Raw genomic sequence first — 14,661 nt, forward strand, 5'->3', positions numbered from 1 at the left:
ACCCGAGGCTAGTACCGACGTACCCCCGTCCGTGAGCCGCCGCCGTTGGGCTCGTGGTCGGGCGCGTACCCTTGAGCATCATGAGTGCCCCGTCCACCACGCCGCGCAGCGCCGTGGCCAACTCCGTGTGGCCCCGGCTGGAGCCGTTGTTGCCCCAGATCGCCAAGCCCATCCAGTACGTCGGTGGTGAGTTGGGGGCGGTGGTCAAGGACTGGGACACGGCCGCCGTGCGCTGGGCCCTGATGTACCCCGACGCGTACGAGGTCGGCCTGCCCAACCAGGGCGTGCAGATCCTGTACGAGGTACTCAACGAGCAGCCCGACGTGCTCGCCGAGCGGACGTACGCGGTCTGGCCGGACCTGGAGCGGTTGATGCGCGCCCACCAGGTGCCGCAGTTCACCATTGACGCGCACCGCCCGGTGCGGGACTTCGACGTCTTCGGCGTCTCCTTCGCCACCGAGCTCGGCTACACGAACCTGCTCACCGCGATCGACCTGGCGGGAATTCCGCTCCTGGCCGCCGACCGCAGCGACGCCGACCCGGTGGTCGTCGCCGGTGGCCACGCTGCGTTCAACCCGGAACCGATCGCCACCTTTGTTGACGCCGCGGTGCTCGGTGACGGCGAGGAGGCGGTCCTGGAGATCACCACGATCGTTCGGGAGTGGAAGGCGGAGGGTTCTCCCGGCGGTCGGGACGAGCTGCTGCTGCGACTGGCCCGCACCGAGAGCGTCTACGTGCCGCGCTTCTACGACGTGGACTACCTGCCCGACGGCCGAATTCAGCGGGTCGTGCCGAACCGCCCGGACGTGCCGTTTCGGGTGCACAAGCGTACGACGATGGACCTGGATGCGTGGCCGTACCCGAAGAAGCCGCTCGTGCCCCTGGCGGAGACGGTCCACGAGCGGTACGCGGTGGAGATCTTCCGGGGCTGCACCCGGGGCTGCCGGTTCTGCCAGGCAGGCATGATCACCCGCCCGGTGCGGGAACGCTCGATCACCACGGTGGGGCAGATGGTGCGGGAAGGGCTGGAGTTCTCCGGCTTCCACGAGGTGGGCCTGCTCTCGCTCTCCTCGGCCGACCATTCGGAGATCGGCGACATGTGCTCCGGCCTCGCCCAGCAGTACGAGGGCACCAACGTGTCGCTCTCGCTGCCCTCCACCCGGGTGGACGCGTTCAACATCGACCTGGCGCAGGAGTTGGCCCGCAACGGCCGGCGGACCGGTCTGACCTTCGCCCCGGAGGGCGGGTCGGAGCGGATCCGCAAGGTGATCAACAAGATGGTGTCGAAGGAAGACCTCATCCGGACCGTCGTCACCGCCTACACCAACGGCTGGCGGCAGGTGAAGCTCTACTTCATGTGCGGCCTGCCGACCGAGACCGACGAGGACGTCCTCGAGATCGCGGCGATGGCACACGAGGTGATCCGGGCCGGCCGTGCGGCGACCGGCAGCCGGGACATCCGCTGCACGGTCTCCATCGGCGGGTTCGTGCCGAAGCCCCACACCCCGTTCCAGTGGGCCGCGATGGCCCGGCCGGAGGTCATCGACAATCGGCTGCGGCTGCTCAAGCAGGCCGTCAACGCGGATCGCTCGCTGGGCCGGGCGATCGGCTTCCGCTACCACGACGGCGAGCCGTCGCTGATCGAGGGCCTGCTCTCCCGCGGTGACCGCCGGGTTGGCGCGGTGATCCGGCGGGTCTGGGAGAACGGCGGCCGGTTCGACGGCTGGAGCGAGCACTTCTCGTACCAGCGTTGGGTGGAGGCCGCCGCGGAGGTGCTGCCCGACTTCGGCGTCGACCTCGACTGGTACACCACCCGGGAGCGCGACGAGCTGGAGGTCCTACCCTGGGACCACCTGGACTCGGGCCTGGACAAGGACTGGCTCTGGCAGGACTGGCAGGACGCCCTGGGCGAGTACGAGCAGGATGACTGCCGGTGGACGCCGTGCTTCGACTGCGGTGTCTGTCCGGCCATGGACACCGAGATCCAGATCGGCCCGACGGGTAGGAAACTGCTCCCGTTGACCCCGGTCAACGGACTGCGGGTGCCCAGCGACGCCCAGCAGTAGCAGTAGGTCCCGGGGACCGGCGACCGTCGTCGGCCTGAAACCGAGGAGCGCAACGATCAGTAGGAAACGACAGCCGGAGGGCGGGCAGGCGCCGGTCGTCCAGCGGATTCGCCTCCGGTACGCCAAGCGGGGGCCACTGCGGTTCACCTCGCACCGAGACTTCGCGCGCGCCTTCGAGCGGGCGCTGCGTCGGGCTGGCGTACCGATGGCCTACTCCCAGGGCTTTACCCCGCACCCGAAGATCTCCTATGCCAGCGCCGCGCCGACCGGTGTGGCGAGCGAGGCCGAGTACCTGGAGATCGGGTTGCGGGAGCCGGTCGACCCGGCGGCGTTGCGGGCTGCGCTTGACGCGGCCCTCTCGCCCGGACTCGACGTGCTGGAGGCGGTGGTGGCGACCGGCGGCAGCCTGGTCGACCGGATCGAGGCGGCGCACTGGCGGATCGAGTTGCCGGAGATGGACCCGGAGGTGCTGCGCGCGGCGGTGGCCGCCTTCACCGCCGCGGACGAGGTCTTCGTCGAGCGGATGACCAAGCAGGGCCGGCGGACTTTTGACGCTCGGGCAGCTGTCATCGATGTCAATGTGATCATGTCGGATGAGACACCTTCCGAGGCCGTGGCAGTACCGTGTGCGATACTCGAGCTGGTCGTGCGGCAGGTCACTCCCGCTGTTCGACCCGATGACGTCCTTTCCGGCCTCCGCGTGGTGGCCGACCTGGAGCCGCCGGTGTCGCCGCGGGTGACCCGGCTGGCTCAGGGCACGCTGACCACGCAGGGTGCGATCGCGGATCCGTTGGACGCGGGCCGCGACGGGGCAGTTATCGGTGGACGCTGACCGACGGTCGGTGTCTGGCTAGGCAGACTTCGCCGGTCGCGTCGATCGCGACTGGCGGAAACACCTTTTGCGGCGACCCTGCGTGGCAGCGCTCACCCGCGCCCGGGGTAGCCAGAACTGGAGACGTCCATGCTCGAGAACGAGCCCGAGGGCGGCGAACGCACCGGCTTCCACCCGGATGGCGAGACCGCCGAACACCGTGTTGGCGACAGTGCCGCCGCCGCGAGCACCGCGTCGGAGAAGGGCGACCGGGGTGCCCGGGAACCCGCCGGGGACACCCCGGAGTCGACCGGCCCAACGACGAGCGAGGCGGTGGGTACCGGCGCGGCCGAGCCGGCGACCCGGGTCCGCAAGCGGGTCAGCCGCAAGCGGGTGACCCCGGTCAGCCGACCAGAACAGAGTGAGGCGCCGATCGAGGCGGGTAGCGCCGCCGCGCCGGGGGCGGGCGAGGCACCCCAGGCCGAGGTGCTTGCCCCGATCGCGGGCGACGGTGAGTCACCGACGAAGGCGACGCGTCGTCGTCGGAAGGCTACGACGGCCAAGGCGCCGGCCGAGCCGGTACCGGCCTCCGGCGCGCCGGAGGAGGCGGCGGCGGACACCGTGCGGCCGGTGAAGGCGACGCGGACCCGCCGCAAGAAGACCGCCGCCCCCGCGCCGGTCGAGCCAACCTCCACGCCGGCTGACTCGGCTGCTCCGGCTGAGGCCGCTGCTCCGGTTGACCCTATTGCTCCCGTCGAGCCGACTGCTCCGGTTGACCCGATTGCTCCGGTTGAGCCAACCGCACCCGAACCGGTTGCCGCGACTGAGGAGGAGCAGACCGAGTCAACTCCACCCGGCGGTGCCGCGGTGGGGGAGGTGCCGCCCGGGGTGGCGGTAGCCGACCCGGTCGAGCCGGAGCGCCCGGCCCGTGGTCGACGCGCCCGGCTCTCCGCCCCAACAGTGCTGTTTATGGCTCCGTTGCCCGAGGAGCCGGTGCCGGCCCGGGCCGCCGAGGCAGCGGCCGCCGCGGAGCCGGCCGCCGCGGAGTCGGCCGCTGAGCCGGCCGCGGAGGAGCCGGTCGAGACGTCGCGGCGCCGCCGGCGGGGCCGCCGCAGCGGCGAGTCCGCGGAGGCCGAGGCCGAGGCCGTCGAGCCCGGGGAGGACCGGAAGGCCGAGGAGGTCGAGGCGGCCGGGGAGGTCCCCGAGGATGAGGACGAGGACGACACCCTCGGTGGCCGGCGTCGCCGTCGGCGGGGTCGTCGTGGGCGTGGCCGGGGCAAGGGAGGCGCCGACGAGGCCGACGAGGTCGAGGAGCAGGAGGCCGAGGAGGCCGCTGTGCAGACCGAGGCGGTGGAGCCGGAGGCCGAGGAGGACGACGAGGCCGAGGCCGGAGGAGGCGACGGGTTGACCCGGCGTCGCCGCCGTCGGCGCCGACGTGGTGCCGGAGATGTGGAGGCCGCCGCAGAGGACGGGGTGCCCACGGTCGTCAAGATCCGGGAGCCGCGTCGCACCGTTGACGAGGTACAGGGCGTCTCCGGCTCGACCCGGCTGGAGGCCAAGCGCCAGCGCCGCCGGGACGGCCGCGAGCAGCGCCGGACCCGGCCGCCGATCCTCAGCGAGGCAGAGTTCCTGGCCCGCCGGGAGGCGGTGGACCGGGTGATGGCGGTCCGACAGCGGGGCGACCGGACACAGATCGCCGTACTGGAGGACGGGGTGCTGGTCGAGCACTACGTCACCCGTAACTCGTCGGTCACCATGGCCGGCAATGTCTATCTGGGCAAGGTGCAGAACGTCCTGCCCAGCATGGAGGCGGCGTTCGTCGACATTGGGCGTGGCCGCAACGCCGTGCTGTACGCGGGTGAGGTCAACTGGGACGCCACCGGGCTGGAGGGGCGAGCCCGCTCTATCGAGCAGGCCCTCAAGTCCGGTGATTCGGTCCTGGTGCAGGTCACCAAGGACCCGATCGGACACAAGGGCGCCCGGCTGACCAGCCATGTGGCGCTCTCCGGCCGGCACCTCGTCTACGTGCCGGGCGGCAACGCCTCCGGGATCAGCCGCAAGCTGCCGGACAACGAGCGCAAGCGCCTGCGGGACGCGCTGAAGAAGCTGGTTCCGGAGGGAGCGGGCGTGATCGTCCGTACCGCCGCCGAGGGCGCCACCGAGGACGAGCTGGCGCGGGATGTCAAGCGGTTGCAGGCGCAGTGGGAGGAAATCCAGGCGAAGGCGGGCCGAGGCGGTGCGCCGGTGCTGCTCTACGAGGAGCCAGATCTGGTCATCCGGGTTGTCCGGGACCTGTTCAACGAGGACTTCCGGGAGCTGGTGATTGAGGGTGAGGGCGCGTACGACCTGGTTGAGTCGTACCTGTCGCACGTCTCGCCGGACCTGGTCGCCCGGCTTCGCCGGCATGTGGGCACCGTGGACGTCTTCACCGAGTACCGGATCGACGAGCAGATCCTGAAGGGTCTGGACCGCAAGGTCTTCCTCCCCTCCGGGGGACACCTGGTGATCGACCGTACTGAGGCGATGACCGTGGTGGACGTGAACACCGGTAAGTACACCGGTGCCGGTGGGAACCTGGAGGAGACGGTTACCCGGAACAACCTGGAAGCCGCCGAGGAGATCGTCCGGCAGCTGCGGCTGCGGGACATCGGCGGCATCGTGGTCATCGACTTCATCGACATGGTCCTGGAGTCGAACCGGGAGTTGGTGCTGCGTCGGTTGACCGAGTGCCTGGGGCGGGACCGCACCAAGCACCAGGTGACGGAGATCACCTCGCTTGGTTTGGTGCAGATGACCCGGAAGCGGATCGGTGCCGGCCTGCTGGAGGCGTTCAGCGAGACCTGTGAGTGCTGCAAGGGTCGTGGGTTGATCCTGCACACCGAGCCGGTGCCGGAGAAGCCACGTGCGGGCGGCAGCGGAGAGAAGGTCAAGGCGGTGGCGCCGGCCGAGTCGGGCGGGTCGTCCCGCCGGCGGGCGCGGAAGGGAACTTCCGCCGCCGAGCGGACCGTGGCCGAGGGCGAGGAGGCCCGGGGTGCCGTTACCACCACCCCGGAGGCCACCACCCCGGAGGCCACCGCCACGACGTCCGGTGCTGACTATTACGACACGATGGGCTATGACCTGTCCCGATATGAGGTGGAAACACCGGCTGCCCCGAGCGCGGTAGCGAGCCAGAGCGGCGACATGGCGCGGCTCGCGGCGCCCGACGACCCGGACGCGGTGGGCGGCGAGGACGGCGAGGAGCCCGAAACCGCGGGCCGGCGGCGTTCCCGCCGGGGCGGTGCACGACGCCGTACCCGCCCCTGACCGCGCGTCGTACCCGCCCCTGACGGCGGTGCCGCGCCGACCGGAACCCGCCCCGCGGGTCCGGTCGGCGCGCCCTCCTGCCGGGTAGGGCGGGCGTTTCGGCCGGCCGGTTTGGGGGAGCTCCGGACCATGGCGTACGCTTGCCAGCGGCGCACTTTGGTGTGCCGACCTCCCGCGTGCCCGCGCCGCCGTGCCTTGTGTCATCCGGCGAGCCGCCGTGGGAAACGACCGCCAGCAGCCTCAACGACAGGGAGTCCGCCTCCGATGTACGCGATCGTCAAGACCGGCGGCAAGCAGTACAAGGTCGCCGAGGGCGACGTGATCGAGGTCGAGAAGCTCGCCGGTGCCCCCGGTGACGCGGTGCAGCTTGCCGCGGTGCTCCTCGTCGACGGTGACGACCTGGTGACCGACGCGGCGAAGCTTGCCAAGGTCGAGGTGTCCGGTGAGATCGCCGAGCACACCAAGGGCCCGAAGATCCGGATCCACAAGTTCAAGAACAAGACCGGCTACCACAAGCGCCAGGGTCACCGTCAGCCGTTGACCCAGGTGAAGGTGACCGGCATCTCCAGCGGGAAGTAGGTCGTCCTCCAATGGCTCACAAAAAGGGTGCGTCCAGCTCGCGTAACGGTCGTGAGTCTGCGGCCCAGCGGCTCGGCGTGAAGCGCTTCGGTGGTCAGCTCGTCAGCGCGGGCGAGATCATCATCCGCCAGCGCGGCACCAAGTTCCACCCGGGTGACCTGGTCGGCCGGGGCGGGGACGACACGCTCTTCGCGCTGGCCGCCGGTTCGGTCCAGTTCGGTACCAAGCGCGGTCGCAAGACCGTCAGCATCGTTCCGCAGCAGTAGGCTCCGGCGAAGCGGGCCGTGGACCTGGTGTCCCGGCCCGCTTCGGCTTTCTTGTGCTCAGTACACCCCCCGCTGGAAGGATTGGTGGCGTGACGACGTTCGTTGACCGGGTCGTCCTGCACCTGCAGGCCGGCGACGGCGGGCACGGCTGTGTCTCGGTTCACCGGGAGAAGTTCAAGCCGTTCGGTGGTCCGGACGGGGGTAACGGTGGGCACGGCGGCAGCGTCTCACTGGTGGTTGATCCGCAGGTGCACACGCTGCTCGACTTCCACTTCCGCCCGCACGTCAAGGCCGCAAACGGTCGGGGCGGGGCCGGCTCGAACCGGGACGGCGCGAACGGCGTCGACCTGGTCCTCAAGGTTCCCAACGGCACCGTCGTGCAGACCGCCGACGGTACGGTCCTCGCCGACCTGGTGGGTGCCGGGACGACCTTCGAGGCGGCCCGGGGCGGGCGCGGTGGCCGGGGTAACGCCTCGCTGGCCAACGCCCGCCGCAAGGCGCCGGGCTTCGCCGAGCTGGGCGAGCCCGGCGACCAGATGGACGTGGTGCTGGAGCTGAAGAGCGTCGCCGACATCGGTCTGGTCGGCTATCCGTCCGCGGGTAAGTCATCGCTGATCTCGGTGATGTCGGCCGCGAAGCCGAAGATCGCTGACTACCCGTTCACCACCCTGGTACCGAACCTCGGCGTGGTCCGAGCGGACAACCACACCTTCACCGTCGCGGACGTACCGGGACTGATTCCGGGCGCGGCCACCGGCAAGGGGCTCGGCCTGGAGTTCCTTCGGCACATCGAGCGCTGCGCGGTGCTCGTGCACGTCGTCGACACCGCGGCCCTGGAGACGGAGCGCGACCCGGTGGCCGACATCGACGCCCTCGAGGCGGAGCTTGCCGCGTACGGTGGGCTGGTTGATCGGCCGCGCCTGGTCGCGCTCAACAAGGTCGACGTGCCGGACGGGCGGGACCTGGCCGAGATGGTCCGGCCGGAGCTGGAGGCCCGCGGCTTCCGCGTCTTCGAGGTCTCGGCGGCCACCCGGGCCGGGCTCAAGGACCTGATGTACGCCATGGGTGAACTGGTGACGGCAGCGCGTGCGGCCGCACCGCCGGCGGAGCCCACCCGGATCGTGATCCGGCCCAAGGCGGTCGACGACGCGGGCTTCTCCGTGGAGGCTGGGCCGGACGGTGCCTGGGTGGTGCGGGGTACCCGCCCGGAACGGTGGGTCCGGCAGACGAACTTCGATAATGAGGAGGCGGTCGGCTACCTGGCTGACCGACTGGCCCGGCTGGGCGTCGAGGAGAAGCTCGGCAAGGCCGGTGCGCAGGCGGGCGACCTGGTCCGAATCGGCGAACGCGAGTTCGACTGGCAGCCGACGCTGTACACCGAGTTCGTCCCCGGGATACGCGGCGGTGACCAGCGGCTGGCGGAGAAGTCGGAGCGGCCGTCGGCCGCCGAGCGGCTGGCGGCCCGCAAGTCCCGGCGGCAGCGCCCGGAGGATGAGGCCGAAACCGGCGAGCCGGTCGGCGACGACGCGGAGTGACTGACCGTAGCGGCTGGTCAGGGCCGGTCCAGGGGAGTGTCGAGCCGGCCCCCGGTGCCTTTCTGGTTGGACAGGAGCAGGCCGAGCACGAGCATCGCGAAGCCGAGACCGAGGTGTAGCCAGTTGTCGGCGTCGTTCACCGGAATCACGTTCGCCGCGCTGGACCGGTCGATCATGAGTCCATAGATCCACAGGGCGAGGGTGAGCGCACCACCCACGGTGAGGAAGACCCGTGCCCCGCCTACCCGGCGGGCCAGCAGCAGGCCGGCGAGGCCGGAGCCCAGGAGCAGGATGTTGTGCAGGAAAGAGACCTGGAACAGGCCAAACAGCTGTGCTTCGGAGTCTGGCCCGGCGAACCGCAACTCGGCATAGTCGGTGGTGATCCCGGGCACGAACCCGAGCACTCCCAGTAGGAGGAGAATTCCCGCCACAGCGAGGGCCGCGACCTGGAGCCCGGTCCGCGACCGCGCTCGTGGCTGCTCTGCCATGCCTGCACCTCCGTCGATCCGCGGCCCATGGCGCCGTGGCGCGGGCTCACCCCCGACCCGACAGTCCATCATTGTCCGGTCCCACCAGCGGACTCCGCAGCCAAACGGTCGATCAGACCGACGGCTGGCCGGAACCCGGGTGTGCGGGCGAAGGGGGGCGGACGCACCGCCTCGACCCGGACCGTCGATCCAGGCCGAGGCGGTCCAGCGAATCAGTCCAGGTCGAACTCGCCGTCCTGGGCGCCGGCGACGAAGGCGTCCCACTCGGCCTGGGTGAACACGAGTACCGGCCCGTCCGGCTCGGCGGAGTTCCGCATGCCGATCAGGTCGTCGACGAACGCGACCTCGACGGCGGCCTCGGAGGTGTCGCCCTCGGCTCGCTGCCAGACGGCCCGCGAGACATCGAAGTCGCCTTTGGGGTGCGTCGTCATGGTGCATTCCTCCTGTGCCGTGGTTCGGGGGCAATTCGTATTGTTCCATCGGGCAGGATAAGCGGATGCCGAGCCTTACCCGCGTAGAGGCGACCGCGCGCGCCGCTGTGATTTCCGTCGAGTCCTATCAGGTGGACCTCGACGTGACCGGCGACGAAGGATTTCGTTCGCAGGTCACCATCCGGTTTCGGGCGACCCCCGGTACCCGGACGTTCGTCGAGTGCCAGCCGCAGCGGCTGCGCTCGGTCCGAATCAACGACACCGACCTTGACCCCGCCCTGCTGGTCGACAACCGGCTGCCGCTGACCGGCCTCGCCGAGCGGAACACGCTGACGGTCGAGGCGGAGATGGGGTACACCAACACCGCTGAGGGGATGCACCGCTTTGTCGACCCGGCCGACGGGGAGACCTACCTGTACGCCATGTCCTTCCTCGACCATGCCCAGCGCATCTTCGCCGCCTTCGACCAACCCGACCTCAAGGCCCCGGTCACCCTCACGGTGACCGCCCCCGAGCACTGGACCGTCGCCGCGAACGGCGTACTGGCTGCCTCGCCGCGTCCAGGGCGGTGGGAGTTCGCCCCGACCGAACCGCTGGCCACGTACCTGGTCTCGGTGATCGCCGGGCCCTGGTACGTCCACCGGGACGAGCATGACGGCATCCCGCTCGGCGTCTGGTGTCGTCGGTCGCTCGCGCCACACCTGGACGCGGAGGTCGACGAGATCCTCACGGTCACGAAGCAGTGTCTGGACCGGTATCACCAGCTCTTCGCGCAGCGGTACCCGTTCGGCAAGTACGACCAGGCGTTCGTACCGGAGTTCAATGCCGGGGCGATGGAGAATCCGGGACTGGTGACCATCCGGGACGACTACGTCTTCCGGTCCGCGGTCACCGAGAGCGAGCGCGAGTGGCGGGCCAGCACCATCGCGCACGAGATGGCGCACATGTGGTTCGGGGACCTGGTCACCATGCGGTGGTGGGACGACCTGTGGTTGAACGAGTCGTTCGCCGAGTACCTGGCCACCCGGGTGACCGCGGAGGCCACCCGCTTCGATCGCGGCTGGACGAGCTTCGCGATGCGGCGCAAGATCTGGGGGTACGCGGCCGACCAGCGCCCGTCGACCCACCCGGTCGCCCCGGCGGAGGTGACCGACGCCGCCCAGGCCATGCTCAACTTCGACGGCATCTCGTACGCGAAGGGCGCCGCGGTGCTGCGCCAGCTCGTGGCCTGGCTCGGCGACGACGACTTCCTGGCCGGGCTCAACGCGTACTTCGCCGAGCACCGGTTCGGCAACGCCACCCTGGCGGACCTGCTGGCCAGCCTGACCACGGCCAGCGGGCGCGACATGACCGGATGGGCCCGGTGCTGGCTGCGTACCGCGCAGGTCAACACGCTGCGGGCGGAGGTCTCGCTCGATGCCGATGGCCGATACACCGAGGTGGCCCTGGTGCAGAGCGGGCCGGAGTCCCACCCGGTGCTGCGCCCACACCGGGTCGGCGTCGCCCGGTACGCCGCTGACGGCACCGTGCAGCACCGCCTGGTGGACCTTGAACCTTCCCTCGATGGTGGTCGCACGGTGCTCACGGACCTGGCCGGGCAGGTGGCCGCCCAGCTGCTGCTGCCGAACGCGGGTGACTTGACCTATGCCAAGATCCGGCTGGATCCGGCCTCGGCGGACGCGGTACCGCTGTTGCTGCCCCGCCTGGCCGATTCGCTCGCGCGGGCGCTGCTCTGGGGAGCTGAGCTGGACGCCGTCACTGATGGGGAGCGGCCGGTGATGGAGCTGGTGCAGCTGATCACCGACGCATTGCCGGCCGAGACCGAGGTGGTGATCGTCGAGGATGTGGTCGCAATCAGCCGATCGCTGGTCAACCGCTACCTCACCCCCCGCGACCGCGAGGCGGCCCTGGCCCAGGTCGCCGTCGCCACCGGGCAGCTGCTCGACACCGCGCCGACCGGTGGTTCGCTGCAGCTCGCCGCGGCCCGAGGGTGGGTCGCCGCTACCGACGACGTGGACCGACTGACCGGTTGGCTGGCCGGCCAGGGCAGGCCACCGGGGCTCGCGATCGACGCGGAGCTGCGGTGGGCGGTGCTGGGGCGGCTGGTGGCGCTGGGTGGGGCCGGTGCGGCGGAGATCGCCGCCGAGGCGGCAGCCGACCCGAGCGCCACTGGGGCCGAGCGGGCTGCCCGCTGTCGCGCGGCCCTGCCCGACCCGGCTGCCAAAGAGGCTGCCTGGAAGATCATCGTGGCGGACACCGAGTGCTCCAACCGCCTGGTTGAGGCTACCGCGAAGGGCTTCTGGCAGCCGGAGCAGGCGACGCTGACCGCCCCGTACGTCGGGCGGTACCTTGCCGACATGCCGGTCGCCTCGCGGTTGCGTACCCCGTGGGTGGCGGAGCGGATCGCGGAGCGGGCGTTTCCGCGCTATGCGGTCGCGCAGAGCACCCGGGAGGGCGTCGCGAAGCTGCTCACCCGGGGGGATCTCACCCGGGGCCTTCGTCGGACGTTGATCGACGCGGACGACGACATGCGCCGGGCGCTGGTCGCCCGGACCGCCGTCGTTGCGGTGGACGCCTGAGGAGCACGGGCCCGGCCGGTGGGCACAGTGGGGGCAATCCCACTTCCGGCGGAGCCGCGTCGGCCTCGGGCGGTGGGGAAGCTGGGGTGGCGCCGGCGCTGGCTGCGCGGTCGGCTTAAGATCGCGGGGTGGAGGAAGACATCCGGCGGGTGGGGATCATGGGCGGCACGTTCGACCCGATCCACCACGGTCACCTGGTCGCGGCGAGCGAGGTGGCCGACCGGTTCGGGCTGGACGAGGTGATCTTCGTCCCCACCGGGCAGCCGTGGCAGAAGGAGGACGAGCCGGTCAGCCCGGCCGAGGACCGATACCTGATGACGGTCATCGCCACCGCCTCCAACCCTCGCTTCCAGGTCAGTCGGGTCGACATCGACCGTGATGGCCCCACCTACACCATCGACACGCTGCGTGACCTGCGGGCCGTGTACGGCGCCAAGGTGCAGCTCTTCTTCATCACCGGCGCGGATGCCCTGGCGAAGATCCTTTCCTGGAAGGACCTGGACGAGGCCTTCGGGTTGGCCCACTTCATCGGGGTGACCCGGCCCGGCTTCAGGTTGTCCAACGCGCACCTGCCCGCCGACACGGTGAGCCTGGTGCAGGTGCCCGCGATGGCGATCTCCTCCACCGACTGCCGGGTCCGGGTCTCCCGCGGCCAGCCGTTGTGGTACCTGGTGCCCGACGGTGTGGTGCAGTACATCGCAAAGCGGCGGCTCTACCAGCAGTGATTCATCCTGCTCTGCGGCCCTTTCCGCCCGAATGCGCCGTAACCGACCGGCCGGGTCGCGCTTTCATGTGAGACGCTTAAGGGGTCGCACGCATGATCGAAGGAGTACGGTGACAGTTTCCGAACGCGCACACGAGCTGGCGAACGCCGCCGCCCAGGCCGCCGCCGACAAGAGGGCGCAGGACATCGTCATCATTGATGTGGGTGATCAGCTCGCCATCACCGACGCGTTCCTGCTCGCCGCCGCCCCAAACGAGCGTCAGGTGCTCGCCATCGTTGACGCAATCGAGGAGCGCCTGCTCCAGCTGCCGGAGAAGGCCAAGCCGGTCCGGCGCGAGGGGGAGCGAGGCGGTCGTTGGGTGCTGCTCGACTACGTGGACATTGTCGTACACGTCCAGCACACCGAGGAACGCGAGTTCTACGCGTTGGACCGGCTCTGGAAGGACTGCCCGCAGATCCCCTTCGTTGACCGCGACCTCGCCGCCGCTGAGCCCGGCGCCGCCGAATGACTCGGCTGATCGTCTGGCGGCACGGCAACACCGACTGGAACGCCAGCGGTCGGGTGCAGGGGCAGACCGACATCGGTCTGAACGACCTCGGTCGGGAGCAGGCCCGGGCTGCCGCCCAGCTGCTCGCCGGGTTCCACCCCGATGCGATCTTCGCTAGTGACCTGCAACGGGCAGCGGACACGGCCGGCGCTCTGGCCGCGCTGACCGGGCTGCCGGTCCACACCGACGTACGGCTGCGGGAACGGCATTTCGGGCCCTGGCAGGGGCTGCGGCTCACCGAGGCGGCTGAACAGTACCCGGAGGAGTACGCCCGCTGGCGAGCCGGTCACCCAGATCCAGGAGCCGGCATCGAGACCTTGGACGACGTCGGTAAGCGGCTGGGCGTCGCGTTCCAGGAGGCCGCCGATACGGCCCCCGGTGGGACGGTGGTGGCCGCCACCCATGCTGGTGCCGCCCGTCAGGGCATCGGTCAGCTGCTGGGCTGGGAGCCCGCCGTGCTGCGTACGATCGACTCGCTGCGCAACTGCCACTGGACCGAGCTCTGGCACGACGACCAGCGGGGTTGGCGCCTGCGGGCACACAACATCGGGCCCCGCAACGACGCCGACTCCACTGCTGGCCACCAATAGCGGCTCCCGATAGCGGCTATCCGGTTTGTGGCCGCCCATTCGGTTGAGGCGTGGAAATCTGGTCTGTGCCGGTTTGGGGTGTGGTCGGGGGCACGGTGACGGTGGAATCCCGGCGGCCGTCGGGGCGTTACATCCTGCGTACGGCCGTGGAGGTGCCCCGCTCGGGCGGGTGACACCGGGTATGAGGTCGCCGGGAATGCCGGTGGCCTGTGAGGTCGCCGGGAATGCTGGTGGCCGGTCGGTCGTTACATCTGGACCCGGCGCCGTGCGCGTGCCCTGTGAGGCCCCGCGGTCGCCGACCCCCCTTCTTGTCTTTGAGCGCCGGACGGTGCTTGCACCCCTTTGCCGCCTGACCCCCCTTCGGGCGTGTGGGTGGGTGGGTGTCGACCCCCGAATGGAGCAACCCCCATGAAGAACACGATTCTGCGTCGTAGCGTCCTTGGTATCGCTGGTCTGGCCCTGTCCACCGGTGTCGTCGCCGGCCCCCTTGCCACCCTCACCGACACCACCCCCGCAGCGGCTGCTGCTGGCGTGGCGCAGGCGGAGAAGCCGGACATGGGCACGTTGATCCCGCACGGCACCCAGGGTGAGCAGTCGCGCATCGACCTGGGCGACGAGCAGGTATCGAATGTGAAGGCCATCATCGAGGCCACCAAGTCCGCCGGCATGGACGAGCGCGCCGCCGTGGTGGCGATCGGCACCAGCCTGCAGGAGTCGAAGCTGGAGAACCTGGGACAC

At 70.4% G+C, this 14,661-nt stretch carries 12 protein-coding genes and 1 pseudogene; 11 read left to right on the top strand and 2 right to left on the bottom strand.

What is annotated here, in order from left to right; translation table 11 throughout:
- Positions 1-80: 80 nt before the first annotated feature.
- From H0524_RS13445 to obgE, 6 genes are all read left to right on the top strand, one after another.
- Positions 81-2,066 (top strand): TIGR03960 family B12-binding radical SAM protein, encoded by a 1,986-nt coding sequence (locus tag H0524_RS13445; protein ID WP_180198951.1) that lies wholly within the window; start codon positions 81-83, stop codon positions 2,064-2,066.
- Positions 2,067-2,172: 106 nt separating this feature from the next.
- Positions 2,173-2,898 (top strand): TIGR03936 family radical SAM-associated protein, encoded by a 726-nt coding sequence (locus H0524_RS13450; RefSeq protein WP_180198988.1) that lies wholly within the window; start codon positions 2,173-2,175, stop codon positions 2,896-2,898.
- 129 nt (positions 2,899-3,027) lie between these two features.
- A complete protein-coding gene (locus H0524_RS13455) occupies positions 3,028-6,183 on the top strand; it encodes an Rne/Rng family ribonuclease (protein WP_180198952.1) in 3,156 nt (1,051 codons plus the stop codon).
- Between the two features lie 264 nt (positions 6,184-6,447).
- The gene (gene rplU, locus H0524_RS13460) at positions 6,448-6,762 is read left to right on the top strand and encodes a 50S ribosomal protein L21 (RefSeq protein WP_018728841.1); all 315 of its coding nucleotides are present in this window, start codon (positions 6,448-6,450) and stop codon (positions 6,760-6,762) included.
- An 11-nt stretch (positions 6,763-6,773) separates the two neighbouring features.
- Positions 6,774-7,028, top strand: coding sequence for a 50S ribosomal protein L27 (rpmA, locus tag H0524_RS13465; protein ID WP_020608316.1), 255 nt, complete (start codon positions 6,774-6,776; stop codon positions 7,026-7,028).
- Positions 7,029-7,117: 89 nt separating this feature from the next.
- Positions 7,118-8,563 carry a GTPase ObgE gene (gene obgE / locus H0524_RS13470; RefSeq protein ID WP_180198953.1) on the top strand — a complete coding sequence of 482 codons (1,446 nt, stop codon included), beginning with the start codon at positions 7,118-7,120 and terminating at the stop codon, positions 8,561-8,563.
- 17 nt (positions 8,564-8,580) lie between these two features.
- Here the strand turns inward: obgE and H0524_RS13475 are convergent, their stop codons facing one another.
- On the bottom strand, positions 8,581-9,051 hold the full coding sequence (locus tag H0524_RS13475; RefSeq protein ID WP_180198954.1) for a DUF4383 domain-containing protein: 471 nt from the start codon (positions 9,049-9,051) through the stop codon (positions 8,581-8,583).
- Between the two features lie 212 nt (positions 9,052-9,263).
- On the bottom strand, positions 9,264-9,482 hold the full coding sequence (locus H0524_RS13480; RefSeq protein WP_018216626.1) for a DUF397 domain-containing protein: 219 nt from the start codon (positions 9,480-9,482) through the stop codon (positions 9,264-9,266).
- Between the two features lie 65 nt (positions 9,483-9,547).
- On the opposite strand from H0524_RS13480, the gene pepN reads away from it, so the two are divergent.
- The 5 genes and pseudogenes from pepN to H0524_RS24765 form a co-directional block, all read left to right on the top strand.
- Positions 9,548-12,061 carry an aminopeptidase N gene (gene pepN, locus H0524_RS13485; protein ID WP_180198955.1) on the top strand — a complete coding sequence of 838 codons (2,514 nt, stop codon included), beginning with the start codon at positions 9,548-9,550 and terminating at the stop codon, positions 12,059-12,061.
- 128 nt (positions 12,062-12,189) lie between these two features.
- On the top strand, positions 12,190-12,786 hold the full coding sequence (gene nadD, locus H0524_RS13490) for a nicotinate-nucleotide adenylyltransferase (RefSeq protein WP_180198956.1): 597 nt from the start codon (positions 12,190-12,192) through the stop codon (positions 12,784-12,786).
- A gap of 109 nt (positions 12,787-12,895) precedes the next feature.
- Positions 12,896-13,294, top strand: coding sequence for a ribosome silencing factor (gene rsfS, locus H0524_RS13495; RefSeq protein WP_180198957.1), 399 nt, complete (start codon positions 12,896-12,898; stop codon positions 13,292-13,294).
- Positions 13,291-13,923 (top strand): histidine phosphatase family protein, encoded by a 633-nt coding sequence (locus H0524_RS13500; RefSeq protein WP_180198958.1) that lies wholly within the window; start codon positions 13,291-13,293, stop codon positions 13,921-13,923. Before rsfS ends, H0524_RS13500 begins: the two co-directional genes overlap by 4 nt.
- Positions 13,924-14,331: 408 nt before the next feature.
- Positions 14,332-14,661: pseudogene (locus H0524_RS24765) on the top strand (hypothetical protein); the annotation flags it as partial.

This window comes from Salinispora sp. H7-4 (assembly GCF_013416675.1).
Classification (GTDB): Bacteria; Actinomycetota; Actinomycetes; order Mycobacteriales; family Micromonosporaceae; genus Micromonospora; species Micromonospora vitiensis.

What these genes read in the sequence shown, in the direction of transcription:
- H0524_RS13445 (WP_180198951.1), top strand. Translation starts at nt 81, where the DNA reads ATGAGTGCCCCGTCCACCACGCCGCGCAGCGCCGTGGCCAACTCCGTG.
- rpmA (WP_020608316.1), top strand. Translation starts at nt 6,774, where the DNA reads ATGGCTCACAAAAAGGGTGCGTCCAGCTCGCGTAACGGTCGTGAGTCT.
- H0524_RS13475 (WP_180198954.1), bottom strand. Translation starts at nt 9,051, where the DNA reads ATGGCAGAGCAGCCACGAGCGCGGTCGCGGACCGGGCTCCAGGTCGCG.
- H0524_RS13455 (WP_180198952.1), top strand. Translation starts at nt 3,028, where the DNA reads ATGCTCGAGAACGAGCCCGAGGGCGGCGAACGCACCGGCTTCCACCCG.
- pepN (WP_180198955.1), top strand. Translation starts at nt 9,548, where the DNA reads ATGCCGAGCCTTACCCGCGTAGAGGCGACCGCGCGCGCCGCTGTGATT.
- H0524_RS13500 (WP_180198958.1), top strand. Translation starts at nt 13,291, where the DNA reads ATGACTCGGCTGATCGTCTGGCGGCACGGCAACACCGACTGGAACGCC.
- rplU (WP_018728841.1), top strand. Translation starts at nt 6,448, where the DNA reads ATGTACGCGATCGTCAAGACCGGCGGCAAGCAGTACAAGGTCGCCGAG.
- H0524_RS13480 (WP_018216626.1), bottom strand. Translation starts at nt 9,482, where the DNA reads ATGACGACGCACCCCAAAGGCGACTTCGATGTCTCGCGGGCCGTCTGG.